Source organism: Bacillus haynesii, assembly GCF_014042035.1.
Classification (GTDB): Bacteria; Bacillota; Bacilli; order Bacillales; family Bacillaceae; genus Bacillus; species Bacillus haynesii.
This window is the reverse complement of sequence record NZ_CP059494.1, coordinates 3238440-3265307: the sequence shown is the minus strand read 5'-3', so window position 1 is coordinate 3265307 and position 26868 is coordinate 3238440. Positions and strand designations below refer to the sequence as shown.

Annotated in this window: 25 protein-coding genes and 1 riboswitch; of the genes, 8 read left to right on the top strand and 17 right to left on the bottom strand. The window is 45.7% G+C overall.

Annotation, left to right across the window (positions count from 1 at the left end):
* Nucleotide 1: 1 nt before the first annotated feature.
* From H2R00_RS16145 to H2R00_RS16120, 6 genes are all read right to left on the bottom strand, one after another.
* Nucleotides 2-862: a glycerophosphodiester phosphodiesterase gene (locus tag H2R00_RS16145; RefSeq protein WP_154996146.1), complete on the bottom strand. Its 861-nt coding sequence runs from the start codon at nt 860-862 to the stop codon at nt 2-4.
* A gap of 140 nt (nt 863-1002) precedes the next feature.
* Complete coding sequence (locus H2R00_RS16140; RefSeq protein WP_154996148.1) at nt 1003-1272, bottom strand: excalibur calcium-binding domain-containing protein; 270 nt, start codon at nt 1270-1272, stop codon at nt 1003-1005.
* Nucleotides 1273-1413: 141 nt separating this feature from the next.
* Nucleotides 1414-2061 carry a hypothetical protein gene (locus tag H2R00_RS16135; RefSeq protein WP_244958249.1) on the bottom strand — a complete coding sequence of 216 codons (648 nt, stop codon included), beginning with the start codon at nt 2059-2061 and terminating at the stop codon, nt 1414-1416.
* Between the two features lie 132 nt (nt 2062-2193).
* The gene (ltaS, locus tag H2R00_RS16130; protein ID WP_182069800.1) at nt 2194-4113 is read right to left on the bottom strand and encodes a lipoteichoic acid synthase; all 1920 of its coding nucleotides are present in this window, start codon (nt 4111-4113) and stop codon (nt 2194-2196) included.
* 273 nt (nt 4114-4386) lie between these two features.
* Nucleotides 4387-4944, bottom strand: a complete 558-nt coding sequence (locus tag H2R00_RS16125) for a YfjD family protein (protein WP_182069798.1) — start codon at nt 4942-4944, stop codon at nt 4387-4389.
* Nucleotides 4945-5137: 193 nt separating this feature from the next.
* Complete coding sequence (locus H2R00_RS16120; RefSeq protein WP_154996154.1) at nt 5138-5974, bottom strand: YitT family protein; 837 nt, start codon at nt 5972-5974, stop codon at nt 5138-5140.
* 84 nt (nt 5975-6058) lie between these two features.
* Nucleotides 6059-6165, bottom strand: a riboswitch (guanidine-I (ykkC/yxkD leader).
* 169 nt (nt 6166-6334) lie between these two features.
* Here H2R00_RS16120 and H2R00_RS16115 point away from each other — a divergent pair.
* From H2R00_RS16115 to H2R00_RS16090, 6 genes are all read left to right on the top strand, one after another.
* Complete coding sequence (locus tag H2R00_RS16115) at nt 6335-6775, top strand: arginine repressor (RefSeq protein ID WP_182069796.1); 441 nt, start codon at nt 6335-6337, stop codon at nt 6773-6775.
* A gap of 267 nt (nt 6776-7042) precedes the next feature.
* Entirely contained in the window at nt 7043-8278 is a 1236-nt protein-coding gene (arcA, locus tag H2R00_RS16110; RefSeq protein WP_154996159.1) for an arginine deiminase, read from the top strand.
* A 29-nt stretch (nt 8279-8307) separates the two neighbouring features.
* On the top strand, nt 8308-9315 hold the full coding sequence (gene argF / locus H2R00_RS16105; RefSeq protein ID WP_154996161.1) for an ornithine carbamoyltransferase: 1008 nt from the start codon (nt 8308-8310) through the stop codon (nt 9313-9315).
* Nucleotides 9316-9368: 53 nt separating this feature from the next.
* Complete coding sequence (arcD, locus tag H2R00_RS16100; RefSeq protein ID WP_154996163.1) at nt 9369-10775, top strand: arginine-ornithine antiporter; 1407 nt, start codon at nt 9369-9371, stop codon at nt 10773-10775.
* Between the two features lie 21 nt (nt 10776-10796).
* Nucleotides 10797-11747, top strand: coding sequence for a carbamate kinase (arcC, locus tag H2R00_RS16095; protein ID WP_182069794.1), 951 nt, complete (start codon nt 10797-10799; stop codon nt 11745-11747).
* A 109-nt stretch (nt 11748-11856) separates the two neighbouring features.
* On the top strand, nt 11857-12534 hold the full coding sequence (locus H2R00_RS16090) for a Crp/Fnr family transcriptional regulator (RefSeq protein ID WP_020453468.1): 678 nt from the start codon (nt 11857-11859) through the stop codon (nt 12532-12534).
* 54 nt (nt 12535-12588) lie between these two features.
* Here H2R00_RS16090 and H2R00_RS16085 read toward each other — a convergent pair whose 3' ends face one another.
* The 5 genes from H2R00_RS16085 to H2R00_RS16065 form a co-directional block, all read right to left on the bottom strand.
* Nucleotides 12589-14025 carry a glycoside hydrolase family 1 protein gene (locus tag H2R00_RS16085; RefSeq protein ID WP_154996167.1) on the bottom strand — a complete coding sequence of 479 codons (1437 nt, stop codon included), beginning with the start codon at nt 14023-14025 and terminating at the stop codon, nt 12589-12591.
* A 22-nt stretch (nt 14026-14047) separates the two neighbouring features.
* The gene (locus H2R00_RS16080) at nt 14048-15367 is read right to left on the bottom strand and encodes a PTS sugar transporter subunit IIC (RefSeq protein ID WP_182069793.1); all 1320 of its coding nucleotides are present in this window, start codon (nt 15365-15367) and stop codon (nt 14048-14050) included.
* A 156-nt stretch (nt 15368-15523) separates the two neighbouring features.
* On the bottom strand, nt 15524-16915 hold the full coding sequence (locus H2R00_RS16075) for a DUF4179 domain-containing protein (RefSeq protein WP_154996171.1): 1392 nt from the start codon (nt 16913-16915) through the stop codon (nt 15524-15526).
* Nucleotides 16885-17454 carry a sigma-70 family RNA polymerase sigma factor gene (locus H2R00_RS16070; protein ID WP_182069791.1) on the bottom strand — a complete coding sequence of 190 codons (570 nt, stop codon included), beginning with the start codon at nt 17452-17454 and terminating at the stop codon, nt 16885-16887. The genes H2R00_RS16075 and H2R00_RS16070 overlap by 31 nt, the downstream gene beginning before the upstream one ends.
* A gap of 95 nt (nt 17455-17549) precedes the next feature.
* Nucleotides 17550-17963 (bottom strand): hypothetical protein, encoded by a 414-nt coding sequence (locus tag H2R00_RS16065; RefSeq protein WP_182069789.1) that lies wholly within the window; start codon nt 17961-17963, stop codon nt 17550-17552.
* Between the two features lie 139 nt (nt 17964-18102).
* On the opposite strand from H2R00_RS16065, the gene pepT reads away from it, so the two are divergent.
* The gene (gene pepT, locus H2R00_RS16060; RefSeq protein WP_182069787.1) at nt 18103-19335 is read left to right on the top strand and encodes a peptidase T; all 1233 of its coding nucleotides are present in this window, start codon (nt 18103-18105) and stop codon (nt 19333-19335) included.
* 58 nt (nt 19336-19393) lie between these two features.
* Here the strand turns inward: pepT and H2R00_RS21295 are convergent, their stop codons facing one another.
* The 6 genes from H2R00_RS21295 to H2R00_RS16030 form a co-directional block, all read right to left on the bottom strand.
* A complete protein-coding gene (locus tag H2R00_RS21295) occupies nt 19394-19555 on the bottom strand; it encodes a PfkB family carbohydrate kinase (protein WP_268352467.1) in 162 nt (53 codons plus the stop codon).
* 61 nt (nt 19556-19616) lie between these two features.
* Nucleotides 19617-21095 carry a glycoside hydrolase family 32 protein gene (locus H2R00_RS16050; RefSeq protein WP_182069785.1) on the bottom strand — a complete coding sequence of 493 codons (1479 nt, stop codon included), beginning with the start codon at nt 21093-21095 and terminating at the stop codon, nt 19617-19619.
* Between the two features lie 14 nt (nt 21096-21109).
* Complete coding sequence (locus tag H2R00_RS16045) at nt 21110-22345, bottom strand: MFS transporter (RefSeq protein ID WP_182069783.1); 1236 nt, start codon at nt 22343-22345, stop codon at nt 21110-21112.
* A 34-nt stretch (nt 22346-22379) separates the two neighbouring features.
* Nucleotides 22380-23228 (bottom strand): carbohydrate ABC transporter permease, encoded by an 849-nt coding sequence (locus tag H2R00_RS16040; RefSeq protein WP_182069781.1) that lies wholly within the window; start codon nt 23226-23228, stop codon nt 22380-22382.
* On the bottom strand, nt 23225-24163 hold the full coding sequence (locus H2R00_RS16035; RefSeq protein WP_220462692.1) for a carbohydrate ABC transporter permease: 939 nt from the start codon (nt 24161-24163) through the stop codon (nt 23225-23227). The genes H2R00_RS16040 and H2R00_RS16035 overlap by 4 nt, the downstream gene beginning before the upstream one ends.
* Before the next feature lie 11 nt (nt 24164-24174).
* On the bottom strand, nt 24175-25473 hold the full coding sequence (locus H2R00_RS16030) for an ABC transporter substrate-binding protein (protein WP_182069779.1): 1299 nt from the start codon (nt 25471-25473) through the stop codon (nt 24175-24177).
* 235 nt (nt 25474-25708) lie between these two features.
* Between H2R00_RS16030 and H2R00_RS16025 the strand changes: the two genes are divergently transcribed.
* Nucleotides 25709-26683 (top strand): LacI family DNA-binding transcriptional regulator, encoded by a 975-nt coding sequence (locus H2R00_RS16025; RefSeq protein WP_182069777.1) that lies wholly within the window; start codon nt 25709-25711, stop codon nt 26681-26683.
* Nucleotides 26684-26868: the final 185 nt, after the last annotated feature.

The following is a 26868-nucleotide window of genomic DNA, read 5'->3' as shown; positions in this document are numbered from 1 at the left end:
TCTAGCGTACTTTTTTCGGAACATAGTCAGGAAAGTCTGTCACAATCCCGTCCACGCCTGCCTTCAAAAGCGGAGGCACTTCATCGCGGGAACGGACGGTCCAAGGCGTAATTTTCATGCCTAGCGCATGAATCCTCGGCACAAGCGTAGGATCAGCGGCCACATTTTTTAAGTTGGCGTTCACATATTTGGCATAGCCGGAGAATTCCTTAAGCTTTGCATCTGTTAAGTCCGACGCTTTTGACGTTAAGACACCTGTAGGCATCGTTGGAAGCAGCTGATGAATTTTGTAAACAGAGTTAAAATCAAACGATTGTACAATGATTTTTCCGTTTTTAGGCTTATCCATTCTCCGCTCTTTCAATGCCGCTGATACTTTTTCTTCGATTCCCGGATAGCGCGCAGGCTCTTTCAATTCGATCAACATTCCGATCTTCCCTTTATACCGGTCAAGCACTTCTTCAAATGTCGGAATGCGCTCCCCGGCGAACTGCGGACCGAAGAAGCTGCCAGCATCAAGCTTGCGCAGCTCGGCAAGCGTCAAGTCCTTTACGGCAACCGGCAGGACTGAGTCAATGTCTGTCGTACGGTTTACGGTCGTATCGTGAATGATGACAAGCTTCCCGTCCTTGGACATTTGAACATCCAGCTCGATATAATCTGCTTTCATATGAAGCGCTTTTTCAAATGCAGCCATCGTGTTTTCCGGCGCATACCCCGAAGCGCCTCTGTGCGCAATAACATCCACCTTTTTAGGCTTCGCTGCCGGCTCTTGTGCCCCCGCATTCGGTGCAAACAGTGCTGACCCGATGGAGACCCCGATCAATGAAGATAACATCAATTTTTTTAATAAAGCTGACACATCATCCACTCCCCTTTTGCTCTTCTCTTGCCAAAGTATAGGTTCGCACTGTTAAGATTATGTTTCAGCAGTCTTTAATTTTCATAAATTTCCTGATAAACAAAAAAAGATCCCTCGGCAGAGATCTTTTTTTGGATATATCACCGCTCACAGGCAATTTTGTCTTTATCGCGGTCCAGCTTTTTATTGGCGTCATAAAGCGCTTTTGAAACATACGGCTTGTACTTCGTTTTTCCGCCTTTGTTTTTCACCGACTTCGTACGGGCGACGCCGCCTTTATAGTCTTTATTTAAAGCTTTGCAGTTTTTGTACGTTTTCACCTTCGTTTTTGCTTCTGCCACATCGCCGGCACTCCAGGAAAAACCGATGATAAGACCGGCAGACAAAAGACCCGCCACTATTTTTTTCATCCCATTTGACCCCTTTCGTCTATTTCATATGTATCTTTTTCCATGATAAAATATTTTTCTTATTCACTCAAGAAAAAAATGACATTTTATTGAATAAAAAGTATGAATTAAATAAGGGGCTTTTCGCACAAAAACCGGCCGTTATGCGCCGGTTTCTTCAACATATTGATGTTCACAAGTCTTTTTCAGAACAGCGTTAATCTCATAGGCTAATTCCTTCGGATGGATGCACAGCATGTCTTCCAAAGGACTGTTCCAGTTCCCGTTCTTTATCAATTTCAGCGCATAATGACCTGCCGGACTGCACTCGGGATACCACTCTACATCGAGCAGAAGGCGTTTTTCATCATGACGCAGCTTTAAAAGGTCCCGTTTGAAATCAGACAGCCAAGCCTTGCTGTCAGGCACCAATTCATCGGGGTTGGTATCGGTTAATGAGTGATGCACAACCGTCCAGCCGGCCGGGATTCTAAGCCTCAGCAAATTGCGGGCGCCCCCGGAAGCACGTATCATATCTTCCAACCGTTCGACCAGCTGTTCATACGGCGCGTCTGAATCTTCGCTGACCAGCGTTTGATCAGCATTTAGCTTCCTGATGACGTACTTCAGTTCTCCAGCATATTCAACTTGCACCATTTGACCGCAGCTTTCGTTCTCCAAGATGAATAGCGTATGGCGGGGATCGCGAATCGGCTTTTGATACAAATGATTTTCTCTCACCTTCCAGCCGGCCGGCACCATTAAAGGATGCAATTTAAAAAAATAATGAGATTTGGTCAACGCTCTCACATCCTCTATCCTTGTTCTGTACTCTTTCCTATCAATCTATGTGCTGGCCCGGCTTCTTAGAACAACGGGCGGACCTGCCCCCACAAAAAAACCGCCTGACTGCTTTATCAAGCGTCAGGCGGTTTTCGTTTTTTACTCGCTGGCTTTTTCTTTTCCGTAATGATATTTTGATGGATCAACAGGCTTGAAGTCTGAAATCTCGTGGAACCTTAACAGATCTTTATAGAGTACTTGGTCGGACAGATCCAGCTGTTCGGACACCTGCGATTTCAGGTTTTCCGTTTCTTGGTTGCCTTTGATCTCTTTCCCTGTCTTTGTATCGTATACGGTCGTATCAATCATCGTGTACTTCGGCGTTACATAGTTTCCATTTCTGAAAGCCACGGTTTGGTCGTGGTCTTTAGAAAAGAGGTCTGTACCAAAGTTGATGTATTTTTTGCTGTCAATACCTTGCAGATGAAGAAGTGTCGGCATGACATCCATTTCACCGCCATACGTATGATTGACTCCGCCTTTTTTGCCTGGAACGCGGATCATAAGCGGTACGCGCTGATTCATCGCGTTTTGATACGGTGTAATCTCTTTACCTAATACTTCCTTCATTGCACGGTTGTGATTCTCTGAAATTCCGTTGTGGTCACCATAGATCACGATAACAGAATCATCATATAATCCCGATTTTTTCAGCTCTTTAAAGAAATCTTCAAGCGCTTCGTCAAGATAGCGCGCCGTCTGGAAGTACCCGTCTACCGTTTTATCTCCCGTCGTTCCCTTTTCAAGGGTGGCATCCTCTTCATCCAAAATGAACGGATAGTGGTTAGTCAACGAGATTAAATGGGCATAGAACGGCTGTTTGAGCGATTTCAGCTTCGGAATTGATTCTTCAAAGAACGGCTTGTCTTTCAAGCCAAGGTTGACGAGATTCTCCTCTGACATGTCATATGTGCTGGCATCGAAGAATTTGTCATAGCCAATTTGTTTATACACCTGGTCGCGGTTCCAGAATGACTTGTAGTCACCGTGCAGCACGGCGCTTGTGTAGCCTTCTTTTTGGTTCAGAATCGCCGGCAGGGATTGGTACGTATTTTGCCCTTTTGTTACAAATGCACTGCCTTCAGGAAGTCCGTAAAGGCTGTTGTCCATCATCAATTCGGCATCCGCGGTTTTTCCTTGACCGGTCTGATGGAAAAAGTTATCGAAATACATCATGTCATTCTGGCCGTGCGCCAGCTTGTTCAAGAACGGCGTAACTTCTTTTCCGTTCAGCTTATAATCGATCAAAAACGTCTGGAAGCTTTCCAAATGAATCTTGATGATGTTCTTACCTTTTGCTGCGCCGAAATACTCGTCATTCGGTTTCGCATAATGCGAATTTGTATAGTTGATGACGCTCGTCAGGTCGTCGCTGCTCGCGTATGCCTTTTGGCTCGCGTTTTGAGCGGCCTGAACACCATCATAGATCATGTAATTGTAAGGCCCCAAATACTTGACGATGTAATTTCGGTCAAATGTTCTTGTCAAAAGCTCCGGACGGTCGGTCTCAGCAACTGCAAGGTTGATGAAAAACAGAACCACTCCGCCGAGAACAACGGCAGCAGCCCATCTTTTTTTCAGTTGTGACGCCTTCAGTTCAGGCAGCTTCACACATAAGGCAATCAGAATGATCAAATCTACGAAATAGATAACGTCATGAAATGCCATGATGTCAAAAACGCCATCTGACATATTGCCGAGGTTTCCGGCTTGTTTTAAGTTTGCAAACGTCAAAAAGTCATCAAAGAAACGGTAAAACAGGACATTTGCATATAAAGCAAACGTCATCACAGCATCAATGATGATGATCCATATCGCCGACCGGCGGCCTTTTGCAAACAAAGCCAAACCGAGTGCAGCAATCGTGAAGCTGAATGGGTTGATAAACAGCAGCATGTGCTGCGTAGACCCTTTCACACCCAAATTAAACTCTAAAAAGTAGGAAGCATAGGTTTTAGCCCATACAAAAACAATAGCTAACACAAAAAAGCTTAGCTTATGAGAGAATATTTTTTTCATGATAACCTCTACCTTTATAAACTTTTTTTCAGACCGCTTTCTGTTTCAGTCAATGAAGCGTGAGGAAACGATAATATATCATTCTACTAAAAGTCTCGGCGGTTTTACAAGCACATCCATGGTGAAATCCCCCGGCTTCCCTCACTCAAACAGTCCACGCATGCGAAAACAAATTTCCGCATCTAAGACAACGGCCTCTAATTAAGACGAATGAATTTCCCCAAAGGTTTCAGTTATTTTCATTCACCTCTAAAATTGCTCTTTCCCGAACGATTAAATATCTTTATGAAATTCATTTAAATAAGCTTTTCTTTGCGCTTCTGTAAACTGGCTGATCCAGTCCGCACGCGCTTCCTCCGTCATATAGGGCAGAATGTATAGCTCGACCGCTTTATAAAATGCCGGTTCGGGAAGAATGTTGTACGTCGGAATTCGCACCATGCCGTTCCCGAACGTCTCTATCATTATATCCATAAAGAAAATGCCTTTCGGGCTGCAGCGGTGCTGCTCCATTTTAAGGCTTTTGATGTCTTTGAACAACACAGATTTCTTCCCTGAGAACAGCCGCCCGTCTTCTCCCTCGATCATGCGGAAGATGATGTTTCCTTTTTTCGTGAAGGCCGGAAATACCATTAGAAAAGTAATCAAACCATAGATGATCCCGAAAAGTCCGATTCCCAGGTACAGCAATGAATATTTCGATTCGAGTTTTATTGCTTCATAAAAGAGCCATGCTCCGACCAACCCGAAACCTGCTGTCCCTGCAAAAACCCATACTCTAAAGAACATTCGGCTTTTCACATCAATTGGCTGTTTTTCTTCCTGTTCCAAAAATAATAGGCCTCCTCTACTCCAGCAAGCGGATTCCGCTACAAATAATATTCATGCCAAGATCTACCTTACCACAGAAACCAGTTCCTGCATAAAACTTCATGTATTTGTCCATTTATTAATAGCAGATGTCCGTCCTAATCAGACCCGATGAATACAAAAAGGCTCCCGGCCATTCGCCGGCAGCCTTCCCCTATTTTGAGATATCAACAAATCCCTCGCCGAATACATCCCTGACATCATGGATGATGACAAATGCTTTTTTATCTGTGCTTCTAATAATTTTCTTCAGCATGGACAGCTCTTGTTTATTAATGACAATGTATAAAATTTCTTTGGAGTCGCCCGTATAGTGTCCGCGTCCCGATAATATCGTGACGCCGCGGTCCATCAGGGTATTGACCTGCGCTGCGATCTCGTTTTTATGCTCTGAAATGATCGTGATCGCTTTTTTCGTGTTGAGCCCTTCGATAATGAAGTCCATGACCTTCGTGGCGATGTACAGCATGACAATCGTAAACATCAGCTTTTCAGCTCCGATGATAAAGTAGGAACTGAACACGACAACTAAATCGATCATCAGCAAGGCATAGCTGATGTTCCAGTCAAAATATTTATTGGCGATTCTCGCGAGAATCGCAGACCCGGCAGTGGTTCCGCCGACACGGATGATCATGCCGATGCCGACGCCGGCAAATACCCCGGCAAAGATCGTGCTGATGATCACTTCATCAGCCGGCACCGTCCAATCTTCGGTGACGTGCAGAAAGAATGAATTGGCCACCACCGCAATAATGGTATAAATCGTCGTTTTTTTATCCAAAAAACGATAGCCGATAATCAGAAGAATGCCGTTCAGCACAAAGTTTGTGATGCCCGGAGACCATTCAAAAACGTAGTATAAAATCAGCGTGATCCCCGTGACGCCGCCTTCTCCCAAGTCATTCGGGATGGCGAACAGATTCACGGCTAACGCAAAGAAAAACGCGCCTATAATAATTAGTATCATATCCATTGCTTTCTTTTTCATAACTGCATCCCCTTCCTTTATCCGTATTCGTTTTCCAGTAAAATTAAAAAAGCCCCGGAGAGAAGCTCTTTGATCAAGAGCAAAAACTCCTGGGCTTTTATCCCACCGTGTCATAGCGATAACGTCGCTATGTGTTTTCTCTCGGACCAGACCAGCGCGGGACGCACTGCGGAACCCTAGAAAACCACCTTTTCTCTGCTATCAATTTGTCATCTTCAAGCATTATAAGTGAAATTTTGGGGTCTATCAACCCCTTTATCAGCCTGAAAGATTTGTTTTTTTGTAAAATAGCTTCCATCTGCCAGCGATAAAACCGTTCTATAATAATAGATATACGTGTTTTGCCTGGGAGGCGCTCTTATGAACAAACAAAAACGGCAATGGCTCATCAAGCAGACCATTCTCGAACATCCGGTAGAAAATCAGGAACAGCTGGCAGCCCTGCTGGAAAAACGCGGCATCACCGTTTCGCAGTCTACCATTTCCCGCGATATTAAAGACATGTATCTTGTGAAACAGCTTGGTGAAAACGGAAAGCTTGTCTACACGACAAATGCTTCTTTATCCGTCAATCCTTCCAAAATATTAAAAGATAAAATCTCTGACGTTGTCCTGCATGTGCATCGGACGGACAACTTGATCATTATTAAAACCATGCCCGGCAACGCCCATGCCATCGGTGTCCTTCTTGATAAGCTCGGAAGCCCGGAAATGCTGGGCTGTATATGCGGGAACGATACATGCCTTGTGATTTCCCAGTCACCTGAGGGAGCCCAATCATTTTGTAACCATTTATGCTGATCCGGCCGTCCGGATCAGCTTTTTTTGCCCTCCAAAAAAATTTTTTTCAAAAAACCTCCTTTAAAAATATACACGTTTTATACGGTCTATTCTCTGGTCCGACAGGAACTCATTTTCCATTTATCATAATTATTCATTTTTGTTTTTGCTTCATCAAAAAACATGTGAAATATATCACGTTTTTGTTGTTATCGCTTTCACAGCGCGCTTTCTCTACCTGTTTTAAGCTGTACTTGTAACAAAAAGAGCTTAGGAGGCGGGATGATCATGACAACACCGATACACGTTTACTCAGAAATCGGCCCTTTGAAAACCGTCATGCTGAAGCGGCCCGGTCGGGAACTGGAAAACCTCACACCCGAATATCTGGAAAGGCTTCTCTTTGACGATATTCCCTTTTTGCCAGCGGTGCAAAAAGAGCATGACCAATTTGCAGAAACGTTAAAGAAACAGGGAGTTGAAGTTCTTTATTTAGAAAAGCTGACGGCCGAAGCTTTGGATGACGCTTTAGTCCGCGAGCAGTTTATCGATGAGCTTTTAACGGAAAGCAAAGCGGATATCAACGGCGCTTACGACAGGCTGAAAGAGTTCTTGCTCACCTTTGACGCCGATTCAATGGTCGAACATGTGATGAGCGGTATTCGAAAAAATGAGCTGGAACGCGAAAAAAAATCGCATCTTCATGAGCTGATGGAAGACCATTATCCATTTTATCTCGATCCGATGCCGAACCTCTACTTCACAAGAGATCCGGCAGCCGCCATCGGCAGCGGACTGACCATCAACAAAATGAAAGAGCCTGCCCGCCGGAGAGAGTCGCTGTTTATGCGCTACATTATCAATCACCACCCGCGTTTTAAAGGACACGAAATTCCGGTTTGGCTCGACCGTGATTTCAAATTCAATATCGAAGGCGGAGATGAGCTTGTCTTAAATGAAGAAACCGTAGCGATCGGGGTATCAGAACGGACAACGGCTCAGGCGATCGAGCGTCTTGTCCGGAACTTGTTTCAGCGGCAGAGCCGGATTCGCCGTGTACTGGCCGTCGAAATACCGAAAACCAGAGCCTTTATGCATTTAGATACCGTCTTCACGATGGTTGACCGAGATCAATTCACGATCCATCCCGCCATTCAGGGGCCTGAAGGAGACATGCGGATCTTCGTTCTTGAAAGAGGAAAAACGGCAGACGACATTCATACGACTGAAGAACACAATTTGCCAGAAGTACTGAAGAGAACGCTCGGCCTTTCAGATGTCAACTTGATCTTCTGCGGGGGCGGAGACGAAATTGCTTCAGCCAGGGAGCAGTGGAATGACGGCTCCAATACACTCGCGATCGCTCCGGGTGTTGTCGTCACCTATGACCGGAATTACATTTCTAACGAATGTTTGAGAGAACAGGGCATTAAGGTTATCGAAATCCCGAGCGGAGAACTTTCAAGAGGACGCGGCGGCCCGCGCTGCATGAGCATGCCGCTCTACCGCGAAGTTGTGAAATAGCCAAACCTAAAGAAAAAGGAGAGAGATCCATGAACCAAACGATTGATTTAAAAGGCAGAAGCTACTTAGCTGAAAAAGACTTTTCAGAAGAAGAAATCCTCTATTTGCTCGATCTTGCCCAAAAATTAAAAGAAAAAAAAGCACAAGGCATCAGGCATCGCTATTTGGAAGGCAAAAACATCGCTTTGCTGTTTGAAAAGCCTTCTACAAGAACACGTTGCGCTTTCACGACAGCCTGTATCGACCTCGGTGCGCATCCCGAATATTTGGGCAAAGACGACATTCAGCTCGGCAAAAAAGAGTCGATCGAAGACACGGCCAAAGTTCTCGGCCGCATGTTCGACGGAATTGAATTCCGCGGATTTGAACACGAAAAAGTGATTTCGCTGGCAGAGCATTCCGGTGTGCCGGTATGGAACGGGTTGACCGATTTATGGCATCCGACGCAGATGCTTGCGGACTTTATGACAGTGAAAGAACATACGGGACGCGTAAAAGGGATCAAACTCACCTATATCGGCGACGGCCGGAACAATGTCGCCAACAGCCTGCTCATCGGCGGCGCCAAAGTCGGCATGGATGTGAGAATATGCTCGCCTCAAGAGCTTTTCCCTGATCAGGACATCGTTAAAATGGCGGAAGCGTTCGCCGAGGAATCCGGCGGAAAAATCACCGTCACAAGCGATACAGATAAAGCCGTGTCCGGAGCTGACGTTCTGTATACGGACGTCTGGGTATCCATGGGAGAAGAAGACAAGTTTGCTGAAAGGATCAAACTGCTCAAGCCTTATCAGGTGAATATGGATCTCGTCAAGAAAACAGGAAACGACAACGTCATCTTCCTGCATTGTCTGCCTGCCTTCCACGACCTTCATACAACTTACGGACAAAATGTTTACGAACAGCACAGCCTTAAAGAAATGGAAGTGACGGACGAAGTGTTCCGCAGCAAACACTCTAAAGTGTTCGATGAAGCTGAAAACCGCATGCACACGATTAAGGCTGTCATGGCAGCGACTCTCGGCGATCTTGACTGACAGGAAAAGGGGCACATTCCCTTTTCCATTCTAAACCGAATGAGGTGACAAAAATGGCGGAAGAAAAAAAACTTGGGCTGTTTGCGCTCATCGCGCTTGTCATCGGATCGATGATCGGCGGGGGTGCCTTCAACCTTGCAAGCGATATGGCTTCAGGGGCGGGCGCGGGAGCCATTTTAATCGGCTGGATCATCACCGGAGTCGGCATGATTGCCCTGGCATTCTCTTTCCAAAACTTGACGACGAAAAGGCCTGATTTGGACGGCGGTATTTTCACTTATGCACGGGAAGGTTTCGGCCATTTCATGGGGTTTAACAGCGGCTGGGGTTACTGGTTCGCAGCCCTTCTCGGCAATGTCGCATATGGAACGCTGCTGTTCAGTGCAGTCGGATATTTCATCCCTGCGTTTGGAGACGGACAAAACGTCGCTTCGATTATCGGTGCAAGCGTGATCCTCTGGTGCGTGCACTTTTTGATCCTCCGCGGAGTTCAGTCCGCTGCCATGATCAATTTAATTACAACCATTTCAAAACTGGTGCCGATTTTCGCTTTCATTATTGCCATTATCTTTGTGTTTCATCTTGATTTATTTACGAACGATTTCTGGGGAAAAGGGCTGTCGCTCGGTTCCATCGGGACACAGGTCAAGAGCACGATGCTGGTGACCGTCTGGGTGTTTACCGGAATTGAAGGAGCCGTCTTATTTTCAAGCCGGGCCAAGAAATCAAGCGATGTCGGTAAAGCGACTGTTATCGGCTTGATCAGCGTACTCGTAATTTACGTCATGATCACGATGCTGTCGCTCGGCGTCATGAATCAGCAAAACTTGGCCGAACTTCCCAATCCTTCAATGGCCGCGATCATGGAGCATATCGTCGGCAAATGGGGAGCTGTGCTCATCAACTTGGGCTTGATCATTTCCGTATTGGGCGCCTGGCTGGCCTGGACATTATTCGCGGGCGAGCTTCCGCTGATTGCGGCACGCGAAGGGGTCTTCCCGAAATGGTTCGGTAAAGAAAATAAAAACGGTGCGCCGACAAATGCGCTGACTTTGACAAACGCCATTATCCAGCTGTTTTTGCTGACGTTTCTCATTTCAGATGCGGCATACCAGTTTGCTTTTTCCCTGGCTTCCTCGGCTATCTTGATCCCGTATCTGTTTTCCGGGCTTTATCAGCTTAAATACAGCTGGCTGCACAAAGAGCCTAACCGGGGAAAAAACCTCATCATCGGGATCATCGCAAGCATATACGGCGTCTGGCTCGTATATGCCGCAGGACTTGATTACCTGCTTTTGACCATGATTTTATACGCTCCCGGCATTCTCGTATTCCGGGCTGTCCGCAAAGGAAAAGAAGGCCCCGTCTTCAATAAAGCCGAGCTTTTGATTGCCGCCGCGATACTTGTATTGGCTGTCATCGCCGTGATCAGACTGGCTGCGGGAAGCATTTCAATTTAACAAAACAGAGGTGAATATCAAATGAAAAAAAGAAAAATTGTTGTCGCACTTGGCGGTAATGCGATCCAAACCGGAGATGCCAGCGCAGAAGCGCAAAAGCGCGCGCTTGAAGAAACGGCCATGTATTTGGCGGATATGATCGACAGCGGCGCTGAATTAATCATCACGCACGGAAACGGCCCGCAGGTCGGAAACCTGATGATTCAGCAAAAGGAGGCGGATTCTCCGAAAACACCGGCCATGCCGCTTGAAACTTGTGTTTCGATGACTCAGGGAATGATCGGCTATTGGCTGCAAAATGCCCTTGACCGGGCGCTTCACGCGAAAGGAAAAAGCGGACATGCGGCAACCGTCATCACCCGTGTCGCCGTCAAAGGCGATGATGAGGCATTCCGCAACCCGACAAAGCCGATCGGTCCGTTTTACAGCGAAGCAGAAGCGAAGGAACTGATGAACAGCCGAAACGGCGGCCTCGTTTTTAAAGAAGACGCCGGAAGAGGCTGGCGCCGCGTCGTACCGTCTCCAGCTCCGGTATCGATCCTTGAACACGATGTGATCAATGACCTTGTCGAACACGGACATATCGTCATTGCGGCCGGCGGCGGAGGCGTTCCCGTCATCGAAAACGGCGATGCCGTCTCCGGTATTGACGCCGTCATCGACAAAGACTTTGCCGCCTGCAAACTGGCGGAACTTGTGCAGGCTGACGAGCTGGTCATTCTGACAGGAGTCGACTATGTTGCCGTCGATTATTTAAAGCCGACAGAACGGGCGCTGAAACACGTCACCACCGAAGAACTGAAAGGCTATATAAAGGAAAAGCAATTTGCAGAAGGAAGCATGCTGCCAAAAGTCAAAGCGGCCATTCAGTTTGCTGAAGCCAAAAAAGGCAACAAAACGGTCATTACATCCCTTAAATTAGCTAAAGAAGCTCTCCAAGGAAATGCCGGCACGATTGTCGTACAAGCCTAAAAGCAAAAGGAAGGGCTCGGGGAGGGTTCTTCCTTTTGCCAATCGTCAAAAACAAGTAAAATTTAAAGTATATAGCCGCAACATAAGAAAATCGATAAGGGTGGTCCATATGAAGAACAAAGACATCGTACATCAGCTGAAAAAGTTTCCTCTTCTCGCTTCCCTGAATAAAAGAGATCTGGAAGACATGAAACAGTTTATCTATTGGCGCACTTACCATAAAGGCCAGATATTATTTATGGAAGACGACCCCCGGGAACGAATGTACCTTCTTCTCGACGGCTTTATCAAACTCGAAAAATCAAACGAAGCTGGATCCATGTTTTATACCGACTATGTCCGTCCTCATACACTCTTTCCATTTGGCGGTCTGTTTCGCGATGAACATTATCATTATGCCGCCGAAGCCTTAACAGATATTGAACTCTACTATATACCCATGAACATCTTCGAAGATCTTGTCCGGGACAACAAAAACCTGCTTTACGATATTCTCAATCATTTATCAGACATCCTTGCCCTCCACGAGGAAAGGCTGAAGCGCATTACACTCTCCCATGCCCACGACAGGGTCACACAAGCCATTTATTATTTAACCGAAAGCCTCGGCCAAAAAGAAAGCAATTCAACAGTCATCAACTGTCCGATTACCGCTGCCGAAATTGCCAAAATCTCGGGGACATCCCGCGAAACCGTCAGCGCCGTCCTGAAAAAGCTCCGCTGCGAAGGCGTTATCAGTCAAATGAACAAGCAGATCATGATTAATCGGCCGGAGTATTTTATGTAGATCATATATGAGAAATCATCCCGGCGACAAGCGGGATGATTCCCCCCGCCGCCTTTATTTATACCGGAATTCCTCTGTTTCAAACCGTCTGTTTTTGATGATATCCCGATAAAAGCAAGCCGATTTTTTCAGCGCCCTGCTGCGGTTGTCCTCCAATCGAATCTCCACAAGGCCGTAGCGGTTTTTAAAGGCGTTCATCGGAGAGACGTTGTCCGTGAACGCCCAAAGCATATATCCTTTGCAGTTTGCGCCGTCGGCGATCCCTTTCATCGCCTCCCGCAAATGGGCCGAAATAAAATCGATTCTGTAGTCGTCCTGAATGACTCCCTCTTCATTTTTAAAACGCTCCTCATGTTCGACGCCCATGCCATTTTCCGCAATCAGCCATTCGATATTTCCATACTCATGTTTAAGTCTCATTGACATGTCGTACACAATGCGTGGGCATATCTCCCAGCCTCTGAACGGATTCATCTTTCGGCCGGGCAGCTCAAAAGGCTCATAGTAATAAGCAGGGTGAAAAGGCGTCGATTCATTCCATTGCCTTGAAGGCGCTTGAACTCTCTTCGGATAATACAGGTTCACACCGACAAAATCGACCGTATTCCGCTTGATGACGGAAAGCTCCTCTTCATCATGGTCAAAAAGAATGTCGTGTTTAACCAAGAGCTCCAGCAATTCATCGGGATAGACACCTTTTATGCTCGGATCTAAAAAAACCCTGTTAAAAAACAAATCATAGATATGGGCCGCTTTCTGATCATGGGGCGCACTCGACCTTGCATACGTGACCTCAGGATTTAAAATGACGCCGATTTTTGCGCCTTCTCTAAAAGCGGGCTTCCTTTCCCGAAAAAGCTCCACGACCTTCGCCGTCGCCAGTGTCTTATTAAAATTCCATTGCATCCATTTTTTCGTGTTCTGCTCATAAGGATAACGAATCGCATCAAGGAAAATCCGGGTTTGCGGGACAATCGGTTCATTAAAAGTAAACCAATATTTCACCCTGTCCCCATATCGTTCAAAAACTTTTTCCGCATATGCCGCAAATAAATCTATGACATGTTTAGACCCCCATCCTCCGTATTTCTGCATCAGCAGTGCGGGAATCTCATAATGCTCAAGGCAAATCATCGGCTCCACACCTGATGTAATCAGCACATTGATGACATCGTCGATATAGCCTGCGTACACTTCGTCAACTTCTGCTGTTTCATAATCAATTAGAAAACGGGACCAGTTAATCGATGTCCGGTAATGTGTCAAGCCGATCTCTTTCATATAATAGATATCCTCTTTATAGCGGTTATAAAAATCGGCCGCCACCGCCGGTCCGTATCCGTCGTGCCATACATCAGGATCATTCTTGTACCACATATCCAAATAAGAATCCTGTGTCGGCCGCTTCCCGTCCCACCCCTCTGTCTGCCACGCCGACGCTGCTGCGCCAAGAATAAAATCGGCGGGAATTTTCCACGTTTGTCTGGCCATCTCGTTCATTCCTTTCTTTGCTTTACATGGACACATTTTTTTCAGAACTAACCGTAAAGCTCCGATTCAATAAAATAACAAACGGAAGATAAATAAGGGCGGAGACGATGATGCATACGATTTGTGTGACGACGGCGCCGAGGCTCCCCCCTGTCGACAGCCAGGCGTTGATAATCGGCGGTGTCGTCCACGGCACCATGACGACGGCTTTTCCGGCAAAGCCCGCCGCTGTCGCGATGTAACCGATCGCACCCGTCACAAGCGGCGTCACAATAAATGGAATTGCCATTAACGGATTCAGCATGACGGGAACTCCAAAGATCACCGGTTCATTGATATTGAAGATGCCGGGACCAAACGAAATTTTTGTAATGCTGCGCAAATCCTCCCGTTTCCCCGCGATAAAAATCGCAATCAACAGGCCGATTGTGACGCCGGAACCGCCGATGCTCATGTACACATCCCAAAACGGCATCGTAATGATATTCGGAATCGATTCGCCGGCAGCGTATGCATTCATATTGACGGTGATCGAAGCGAGCAGCAAAGGCTCCCTGATCGGCTTCACCATCTGGTTTCCGTGTATGCCGATGACCCAGAAAAACTGTGCGACAAACACCAGCAGCAGAATGCCGGGAAGGCCTTGAATCGCTCCTTCAAGCGGTTTTTGCACAACATTGTAAACAGCTTCATGAAGGTATACGCCCGCCAGTCGATGAAAAGCATATCCGAAGCTGGCGATGATCGTGACAGTAATAATCGAAGGAAATAAAGTGCCGAACGATACAGAGACATTGGCCGGCACGCTGTCCGGCATTTTAATTTTGAGCCGGTCCATGCTCGAAAGCTTGCTGAAGATTTCAACAGACACAATCGAAATAAACATCCCCAAAAAGAGCGACTTCGGATCTGTAAATTCCTTGGCCAGCACGTTAACCACTTCCTGCATCGAACCGTTCACTTCCAACAGCACCGTCGATGGAATGACAGAGATATAGGACATCAGCGCCATCAAGCCGGGAAAAAATGATTCATGCCCATTCAGCTTCCCGAGCTCAATCCCGATCAAAAACACCGCGCCGATCGTAATAAAGTTCAGCGTCGCATAATTGATCGACGCCATAATCGGCTCAAGCGCAGACAAGAACCGAAAAGGCCCGAAAACCGCAAGTCCCGTCTCGGGGCTCATCACCATATTCTGCATCAAAACCGCAAACGCCCCGGCAATGATGACCGGCATCAGTGTGACAAACGCTGACTTAATGACCATGATATATTTGAAGCTTGTAATTTTAAAAGCGACCCGCTCAAACATCTCGGTCACCTTCGCCATCCTGCTCATTTACTCTCCCCCTTTTTTCGTGGTTTGCTTTTACTTTACATTGAAAACGCTTTCTTTTCGGTGCATATTTTTTCCTTTGGGAGAGGAAATTTTTCAGGTTGGGAGGCCATCAAAGCAGACAACCCGCCGTTTCACTGAAACAGCGGGTCATATATTTTACTGTGGCAATTGCACTTTGATCGGCTTAAACGGTGTAGAATAAAATGCGCTTAAATAACCAAACTCGACATCAAGCGAATATTGGTCAAGACTGAAGTTTTTCACTCCAAATTCACCATCTAACGTAAAGTCTGATCGGAATCGAAGTTTTTTAGGATCAAGCACTTTTGTAAAATTACCTTTTACGCTGTGTCCCATCGGCGCCTCGTCAAAACCTTTATAAGCCGAATCAACCAGTGACATCGTTTCTAAAAAATTTTGCATGCTGTCAATATCGATCTTAGATTGATCGACATGTTTCAAATGATAGTCGACAGACAGTTTGCTGCCGTTTTGTTTCACCTGATCAACGGCAATCTGGAAATCATGACGGTCAGCGCTCAGAACGGCGGGCGTTTTTGTGAGTGGCAGCATTTTTTCGGAATCGCCCATACTGCTGCTCGCCTCAATCTTGAGGTACTTTGTTCCTTTATTCACTTTTCCAAGGATCAGCCTTTCTTCGTGACGAACCTTGTTTCCGATTTTTGTACTGTCTGTCGTCCGCTGTCCGCCACTCAAATAAGGTATTTCGTTCCCTTTATCATCGGTCACTTTCATAATTGATGTACGATCGTTTGGATGTTCCTCTGAATTGGATACTTCATAGTCGATGACAGTCGATTCTTTTCCGAGAATTACCGTTTTTACGGCGAGCTTATGGCCATCAGCCGATTGTGTATTGTTTTTGGTTATGTTCAGCGTTTTATACGGCAGTTTATCAACCGGAATGTCGAACTTCCATTTCCCTCTGATTCCGTTAATGTCTGTGATCGTAACCGGGAGTGTCAGTTTATCGGGAATATGTTTGTCTGGATAGCCAATTTGAATATAGCCGGTATAGCCGTCCTCTGTTTTCTTCAAGTCTCCTTGAGAAGCGATAGCCCATTTGCGCTCGCCATTAAATAATGTGAAATGAATCATTCTCGCTCCATCATCTAAATCTTTTCTTGTATCGCTTTTAACCTTAAACGTCATACCGATGATTCCGCCGTCAAAATAAACGCTTGTAGCCGTCACGTCTATGTTGTTGCTGGACGCTTTCTCGTTCAGTTCAGTGACAAGCTGGCCCGCCACCAAGTTTTGACCGACATAGTCATGGAATTGTTGATACGCTTTCCCAAACAGCGGGACGTCAGCCAACACGCTTTGCATCGCTGGGGAAACGAAGCCGCTGCCGAGAAGGAGCACAGCGGCCGCGCCTGAAACAAAAATGGTTCGTTTCACGGCGCGCTTCGGCCGAAACCTTTTTTCCCGCTTGGCCCGATTGATGCCTTTATCGATTGATTCGCGGATTTCTTTTGTAGGAACATCGATCTTGTTTACTTCGTTTTTGAACCATTGTTTGTCCATGCGTCTTCTCCCCCAGTCAGTAGTTGTTTTAATTCAAGCTTCGCTCTTTTCAAATAGGTCTTAACGGTTCCTTCGGGAGCATTCATCACCCCGGCGATATCATGAATCGGCAGGTCGTGATAATAAAATAGAATGATGGCGGTTTGATATTCTTTTCGCAACCGCTGAACGGCTTCAAGCATCCCCATTCTGTCGTCCGCATCCATCTCCTGCTCCCGGCCTTCATCCTGCAGCGGCCTGTCCATTAAAACCACTTTCTTTTTCTTGTCCAATAAGGCATATGCATGATGAATGAGGATTTTCGTCAGCCATGTCAAAAAGTATTCGGGATTCCTCAGCTGGGCAATCGATAAAAATGCCTTGTACGCCGTCTCCTGTACGATATCTAACGCGTCCTCCTTATTTCGCACATATATGTAAGCTGTTCTGTAAAGCTGATCGCTGTGCTTTTGAAACAGCATTTCAAAAGCTTTGGCATTGCCTGCGACAGCTTTCTTAACTAATCTGATTTGCTTCACTGCTGCGCCTCCTTCAAACATTAGAGAAGAGAATTGATGAGAAAAGTTTCAAAAGGACGGAATTTTTTCTCTGCATTAAAAAAATCCGCTATTTCACCGAAAATAGCGGATTCTATTTATTTCTTTGTCAGCGTCACTTTAGAAATTCCAGTTTGGCCGTGCGGTTCCTGTTCATGTTTAAGCTCTTCCCTCAGCTCATTCATACCTGATCGTTTGATCCGATATACGGCTTCAAGCCGCACCAAATATTCGGCTCTTGTTTTGAAAGCATGAATGATTGAGATGATCCAAACAATGAGTAATGCTTTCATTGCCAAATCGAAGAGGAACGTTCTGGCTGTAAAAGCAGCGAATAAAACAGCCGCTGCATATCCGATCCCGGCAAATAACCATTTTCCTTGTTTCGTTCGCGCTGCGATATAAATAAATGCAAACCAGCTTAAAAATCCAAAAGGAACCCATGTGAACACAAGCCAGAAGGAATGCGCAAACTCCCATTTCGTTCCTTCATTTGTATAACCTTTCGCCATTTTGATACTCCCTTACAATTGTGATGATTCTTTAGAACTATATTATACTAAATTTCCCTATACAGGAATAAAAGTTTTCGATTCGCCCGCCATGAATGATAAGATAAACATAAAACCAACAATTGGAGATGAAGGAAACATGAAGAACAAACTGATTGAACGTCTCATTTCTTATGCGAAAGTGGATACGCAGTCAAATGAAAACAGTCAGACGACGCCTTCCACTCCCGGGCAGCTGACGCTTGCCAATATGCTTGTTGAAGAGCTGAAAGAGGTCGGCATGAAGGACGTCACAATCGATGAAAACGGCTATGTGATGGCGACGCTTCCTTCAAATACGGAAAAAGAGGTGCCGACAATCGGTTTCCTGGCTCATGTGGATACAGCAACAGATTTTACCGGAAAGAACGTCAATCCGCAGGTTATCGAACAATACGACGGAAAAGACATTGTGCTGAATGAATCCCTCAATGTCGTCTTATCGCCCAAGGAATTTCCCGAGCTTGCAAATTATGCGGGACATACGTTGGTTACAACCGACGGAACGACTTTGCTCGGCGCTGACAATAAAGCGGGGATCTCTGAAATCATGACGGCAATCGAATATTTAATTGCGCACCCCGAAATCAAACACGGGAAGATCAGAGTTGCTTTTACGCCTGATGAAGAGATCGGCAGAGGGCCGCACAAGTTTGACGTCGAGGCGTTTAACGCCAAATTCGCGTATACGGTTGACGGCGGGCCCCTCGGCGAACTGCAGTACGAAAGCTTCAATGCCGCAGCAGCGAAAATCACTTGTAAAGGAACGAACGTCCACCCCGGCACAGCAAAAGGAAAAATGGTCAATGCCGCCAAAATCGCGATGCAGTTTCACGCCGGACTGCCGGAAAACGAAGCCCCTGAATCTACAGAAGGTTATGAAGGCTTCTATCATCTGCTTTCGATCAATGGCGATGTCTCGGAAACGAATCTCTCCTATATCATCAGGGATTTTGACAGAGACCGATTTAACGAGAGAAAAGAAACCGTCCAAAAAATCGCAAATGACCTTAAAGCCAAATACGGCGAAAACAGCATCACAGTGGACATGAATGATCAATATTACAACATGAGGGAAAAGATCGAACCGGTCAAAGAGATTGTCGACATTGCCTATGAAGCGATGAAAAACCTGGACATCGAGCCGGTTGTGAAACCGATCCGCGGCGGTACAGACGGCTCCCAGCTCTCATACATGGGGCTTCCTTGTCCGAACATTTTCACAGGCGGAGAAAACTTCCACGGAAAATACGAGTATATTTCCGCTGACAATATGGTAAAAGCCGCGAATGTCATTGTGGAAATTGTCAAGCTGTTTGAAGAAAGAGCGTAAACGAAAAAAGCGGAAAGCGGCTGCAAGACACGACAGCCGCTTTTTTGCCAATCAATCTTTATCTGTGCTTTGCCGAAATTAGATTCAGCATATGCCGTTTGCAATGATCGTTGTCAACCTTCGTCAGCATTACCGCACGGGCACCGTATGTTGCGGCAGCAATCGCGGCATTCATAGGCGCTCCTCCGGCTACGCGCTCAAAGCCCGTGACATGTTGCAAGACGGTTTCTTTTGGACCGGTATAAAGTCGATTAACGTCTCACCGATTCATAATATTCTTCTCATTTAGCTTCATCGCCTTTCCAAATATCTTTCAACTTCCAGTAAGTGAACTCTTCAACCCGTACATTGCCTTTCTCAGAAAACAGCTCAATCCCCGCTCTTCCTTCTTTCGGATATATGCGGCTGGTCATTGTCGCTTCACCATGGTTCGCAAATACTTCAATAGACGATCTGTCGAGAAACAGATGCAAAGTGAGCTTCTCCTCTGCTTCAAGCCGTACCTTTCTCACACCGTCCCGCGCTTTGCCGGACTTTGAACAGTCGAGCGTCAGCTTTTGATCAACCAAGCTGTACTGGATGATTGTCTCTTCCTGTTCAATCCCCCGAATCTTTAAGCCAACCGTTTCGGCACTGCAAATTGTCAAATCAAAAACGGCCATCACTTCAAGAAGCTTTTCGGCTGTCTTTATCAAATAGCTGCCGGAAATCGATTGATTATCACATTCATGATGTTCCGATTCACGAAGTAATTGAGTCTCCTCGACGGGATTCATTAAAATTTTGTGATCATCCTTCAACTTCAATTCACGCGGCAAAGTTAAAGCCCCGCACCATCCGTCCGCTTTCGTCGGCATCTCTGACTCCCACATATCCATCCAGCCGATCGCAATTCTGCGCCCTTTGTCATCCAACAAAGTTTGCACGGCGTAAAAGTCATGGCCATGGTCCAACTCTGTAAAGGAGCCATGGACAAACTCATTTGTTTCTTCATCATAGTCTCCAATCAAATAGCCTGTTTGATACAGATTTTGATATGAATCACCATCCGCCTCTATACCCTGAGGGGAAATCAGCAAAACGTGTTTGCCGTCTAATTCAAAGAAATCCGGACATTCCCACATAAAGCCGAGATTTCCGTCACTTTGGGCGAGGACGCCTGCATATTCCCAATCTACAAAGTTAGACGAACGGTATAAAATGACCCGCCCGACATTTTCTTTTGAGGCGTTTCCGACCACCATATACCAGGTCTCACGATGCCTCCATACTTTCGGATCGCGAAAGTGGCGTGCGCTGTCTTCCGGCGGCTCTGCGATGACGGGGTTTTCTTTCAGTTTTTCAAAGGCGATACCGTCTTTGCTGACTGCTATATTCTGATTTTGGTAGAAATCGTCTTTCTCTTCATCTATCATATTATGCCCTGTATAGATTAAAGCGAGGTCGCCGTTATATTCGACTGCGCTTCCTGAGAAGCAGCCGCTCTCATCAAATGCCTCGCCAGGCGCTAAAGCGATCGGCAAGTGCTCCCAGTGAATGAGATCCCTGCTCTTCAAATGGCCCCAATGCATCGGCCCCCAATTCTCATCATACGGATGATGTTGGTAAAAGACATGATACTCCCCTTTATATTGAATAAGTCCATTTGGATCATTGATCCAGTTTGCCCGGGGCATTATGTGATAGCCCATTCGGTATCGGTGATTCACTTTTTTCCCGGCTTTCTTCAATGCTTCTTCTGCCTGCTGAATTTTATTCATCTGTGACATCCTCTCTATATATGCTTACTTTGTAGACTTTGAACAAATTCAACGTCTTTCTTTGAGTCTAGCAAGGTAAAAATCGAAATAATGTTGAAACAAAGAACCATTGCTCCCATGATGAGATAAGTCTGGCGAAATCCGATGCTGTCGTATAAACCTCCCGCAAGCGGCGAAAAAATCGACGTACCTACCTGGGATGCGAATTGAAAGCCGACAAGATAAAGTACGGATGAAAGACGATTATCAAAATTAGTCGCCAAATATTTAAACACCGCAATCAGCATAATCGGCAATTCTAAAGCATGAATGAGTTTCATCGATGAAATTCCGACCGGTCCGCTGACAAGTCCGGAGCCGATAATGCGGAAAGCCATTAACAGCCCCGCTAAAATCAAACTTTTTTTAGGACCAAGCTTATTGACGATGAAAGGCGCAAGAAACATCATGCCCGCTTCAACAAATACTTGGAACGAGTTAAGGTATCCAAATATTTGGTTCCCCAAGGCCGGAGTCGGAAATAAGGAAGCGTAGTAAAGCGGGAACTGCTGGTCATAGACGCCGTATACGCAAGTTACGCCAATCACGTACAACATCAAAAACCAGAAATCTTTTAAGAGAAACAGCCCTCCGACGTCTTTTAATCCAACCGAGTCTGCTCTTTCCTTCTCATCATCTGTCATCTCAATTTTTACGGAAACAATAATGGCCACCAATATGACTGCTGAAACGGACGCAACCCAGAAGTTGATATTCGGGTCGATATTGAACAGCTGACCTGCAAAAAATGTCGCCGCAGCCCAGCCGAGGGACCCCCACATCCTTGTTCTTCCATATTCAAATTGATATTTGCGGCTTACTTTTTCAATGAAGGTTTCAATCGCGCCGATTCCGGCGAGAAATGCAGTTCCCAAATACATTCCCCCGACGATAGCCCCAAGAAAGACGTTGTATTGCAAAAGCGGTCCGTAGACGAAAATATAAAAGGGACCCGTAAATACGAGAAGCAAACTGATCATAAATAATATGTTTTTCTTCAGCCCGAGCTTATCGGAGATAAAACCATACAAAGGCTGCATGCACAAAGTAAAGATAGCGTTTACAGAAAAGATAATGCCCGTCGCAGACCCGTTCAAATTGATTTCTTGCCCTAACCAAATCGCAAATAAAGAATAGCTGGAAGACCAAGTAAAAAAGAAAAAGAAAAAATAAGCGCTTAGTTTCCAATACAGACTGTTTGAGCTCTTCATTTTCATTTGCTCCTTTAACCCGATTTGGATGTATCTATTTGATGCCTGTCCCTGAACCGCCCAGGCCATCTAAAATGTAGCGTTGGGCTACAATGTAGATCAGAATCAGCGGAATCGTGGAAATCGTCAAGACAGCCATCACCTGGTTCGTATAAACCGGCTCGGTGCTGTTGATGGCTGTAATCGCCACCTGGATCGGAAATTTCGACTTATCCGTCAAAACCATCAGCGGCCAAATATAGTCATTCCAGCTGCCGATAAAAGCCAATGTCCCCACCGTAGCAACAGCCGGTTTGGACATCGGCAGCATCACCCGCCAGAAAATCTGCCATGTATTTGCTCCGTCCAGCTTGGCCGACTCAATCATCTCCCCGGGGATCGCCATGAAAAAGTTTCGGAACAAATAAATATTGAAAGCCCCGGCAAGCGCCGGCAAAATCACGGCAAGGCGCGTATCAACAAGTCCGAGCTTATGAACAATTGTAAACTGCGAGATTAAAATCGTTTCCATCGGCACGATTAAAAGCGCCAGCAATATGGTAAACAGCACTTTTTTACCTGTGAATTGCAGCTTGGCGAATGCAAAGCCCGCCATTCCGTTGATGATGACCGCTCCCGTTGCCACACACAAACCGTAAAACAGACTGTTACCGATATACATTAGTAAATCAAACCGTGACAGCACTTCCCTGTAGGATTGAAACCATTCCGACGGATGAAAAGACGGGAGAAACGCTTTAATACTGCTGATATTGTTGTAAATAGCGGCTTCCGGTTTCATCGATGAAGCGACCATCCAAATCAGCGGAAATATAAACAGAACCGCCAGCAAAACAAGGCATATATATTCCAGTATCGTCAAAGGTCCGAATTTCCGTCTCATCCGCCTTCATCCTCCTTCACCAACTTGCGCTGTGCCAGCGTCACCAATCCAATCATCGTGCCAAACAAGAGCGCAATTGAACTTGCATAGCCGACCATCCGATCAGTAAATCCCGTTTGATAAATATAATAGACAACTGTCATCGTTGAATTGACCGGTCCCCCCTGGGTCATGACCATTGGCTGCACGAGGAGCTTAAACGCACTGATCAGCGTCGTAATAAAGATAAAAACCGACGTCGGTTTCAACAAAGGCAATGTAATATAAATAAACCGCTGCCATTTATTCATACCATCCAATTGCGCCGCCTCGTAGACATCTCCGGGAATGTTTTGCAGGCCTGCTAAAAAAATCAGCATCTGAAATCCGGCTCCCTGCCAGACTGAAACGAAAACAATTGTAAAGATCGCCTGATTAGGACTTGTCAAAAACGGCTGTGGCGGTAAACCGACATGCGTCAGTACGTTATTTATCATTCCTTCATTCGGATTCAGCAAGTACAGCCACAAAACGGAGATGACAACAAGCGACATGACGACAGGGCTAAAGTATGCGACTTTGAAAAACGTATTGGCCTTGCGCTTTTTATTCAACAGAAGGGCCAGCCCGAGAGCGGCCCCGATCTGTAATGGAATCACAAGGACAACAAATTTCAATGTGTTGCTCAAACTTTTCAAGAAAATAGGGTCTTTGAACAATTTGATAAAGTTGTCAAAACCGACAAACTTGCGCAGGTCAGGTGTTAACAAATAATAATCTGTAAATGCGTAGTAAACCGCCATAATCGAAGGAATCACGAGAAACACTGACAAAATCAGCAAGGCCGGACCTAAAAATGTATAGGCCAGCACATTGTCCCGCCACCCTATTTTACTGGCAGGGATTTTTTTCAGCGGAAAGGCCGTCCTTGCTTCTTTCAACGGAATTTTATTCATGGCTCCACCTTCTAGTTTGCCTTATCGATGGCTGATTGCATTTCTTTTGCACGCGTATCCAGAACCGATTGAATATCCTGATGCTGATCAAAGAAGCTGATGTCATCGATCGCTTGCTGAAATGCGCGCGTCACCTGTGGATATGCCGGTGTCACCGGTCGTGCATGCCCCGTTTCTTTCAGCTGCTGCAAGAAGACATTCATTTCATCTGAGAATTCTTTTGCCAGCACTTTCTCTGATGAATAGCGCACAGGCAGCGCGGCGATCGAACGGCTCAATTCCAGGTTGGATTCTTTGTTTGTCATCCAATCGACCAATTTCGCCGCCCATTCCTTGTTTTCAGACGTCTGTGTCATGGCAAACTGCCAGCTTCCTGAAGGGGACACAAGTTTTTTTGTTTTTGGCGAAACAGGATAAGGCATCACACCATAATCGACATTAGGAAAATTTGTTTCCATGTCGGTTACCGTCCAGACACCACTCATTTTCATCGGATATTTTTCCGTTTCAAACGCCTGCTTAACCGGAGTCCGGGTCGTGTAACCCTCTTTCAGCATTGTTTGAATAAATGTCGTCGCTTCAACAGTCGGTTTGTCGTTAAAAACACCCTCCGCTTTCTTGCCATCTTTTGAAAGGACATCGCCGCCAGCCGACCAAACAAATGGCAATAGGGCATAGGTCAGCATTTCGTCTTTTGACTGCAACTGCATATCGATGGCCGGTTTGTCATATTGATTTTTCAGCTTTTTGCAAAGCTCAAGAAATTCGTCCCACGTCCAAGGATCATCAACCGTTGGCAGCGTTTTCAAATCAACGCCGGCGTCCTTCAGCATTTTTTTGTTATAGTAAATACCGACCGACGATTCGCTGACGCCGATCGCATACAGTTTCCCCTCGTAGGTTCCCTGTTGCTTAATGCTCGGCAATAAATCATCCTGGTCTTTGATATACTCATCCAATGGCGCAATTACGCCCGATTTTGCATAAGCCGCCGTATTCGGTCCGTCCAAAGTGATCACATCCGGCAGGGTGTTCGTTGTCAGCGCTGCGTTCACTTTGTCTTCATATCCGCCACCGTTTCCGCTTCTGGGAATGAAATCAATTTTGGCCTCGACGTTTTCAGAGGCATACTTTTTATTAAAAGCGTCCACCCGCTTTTGATAGACCTTTCCTTCTTCACTATCATCAGATACGTGCACCCATATCGTAAGCGTTTTCCCATCTTGGCTATTTGCACTTTTGCTATTGCTGCAGCCCCACATCGCAAACATCAGTAACAACGAAAAAATTCCGAAGAGCCACCTTTTCATCTTTGTCACTTCCCCCCATTTTTCATAAACCAGCAAATAAAAGCGTTTTCAAGTGAATTGTATGTCAACCGGTTTCATATGTCAACCGGTTGACATACTTTTTCCCCCAATTATTCATCCCGGTACATTTCTCAGAAGCATGGCATTTTCTTGCACATATCGGCCCGATTCTCTAAAATAAGTGCGTGACGAGAATTGTAAGCCATTTCAGTAAAAATAGCAGGGGGAAAAGGGAATGAAGCCTAGCATTCACGACGTTGCAAAAAAAGCGGGAGTTTCACCAACAACCGTATCGCGGGTATTAAATAACCGCGGCTATATTAGTGAAAAAACAAAAGAAAAAGTCTATAAAGCGATGGAAGAAATCAATTACTTTCCAAACGATTTGGCCCGCTCTTTATTTCGTAAACGAACTCATTTAATAGGGCTCATCATCCCTAACTCCAGCAATCCGTTTTTCGGCGAACTGGCCTTTCATATTGAGAGCATCTGCGCTGCCATGGGCTACAAACTGCTTCTTTGCAACAGCTTAAACCGCAAAGACAAAGAAGAAAAATACTTGGATATGCTGATGCGAAATCAAGTGGACGGCGTCATCGCCGTGACTTACAACAGGGGAATTTTAAATTATCACCGGCAAAACCTGCCGATTGTCGCCATCGACCATTACTTATCGGAAACGATTCCCGTCATCGGCTCCGATAACTATGACGGAGGAAGAAAAGCGACAGAACTGTTAATTGCAAAAGGCTGCCGGCACATCATCCATATCAACGGACCAATTGAGCTGAAAACACCGGCAAATCTTAGAAGAAAAGCATATGAAGATGTGATGCGACAACACGGGAGACAGCCGATTACATATGAAGTTCCCTTTCATCAAAATTACCGGGAAATCATTTCAAAACTGTTTGATGAACAGCCTGCAGCTGATGGCATTTTTGCCAGTGATGACCTCATGGCCGCTACGGTCATCACCGAAGCAAAAAAACGCGGAAAAGACATTCCCGGGCAATTAAAGGTGATCGGCTACGACGGAACGGAAGCGGTTCAGTCCATCCTCCCGGAATTGACAACCATCCAGCAGCCGATCGAACTCATTTCCAAGACGGCCATCGAGATTTTGTCCAAAGCCATTGAAGGCGAATTCGATGATTTGCCGCTGGAAACCTATTTGCCCGTACAGCTGTTAGAAGGAGAGACGACTTAAAATAATGGGACAAAAAAAGGAGACATTGACGTCTCCTTTTTCCATACATATCCTGATCTATTCAATTATAAAAAAGATAAAATTTACATTACTAACCTAAAATTTAACTTATTTTTCTAGACAAACTCATCTCCACATGATAAATTTAAAGACAAGTTTTCAAAAAATTCTAATTTTGGTGCGGA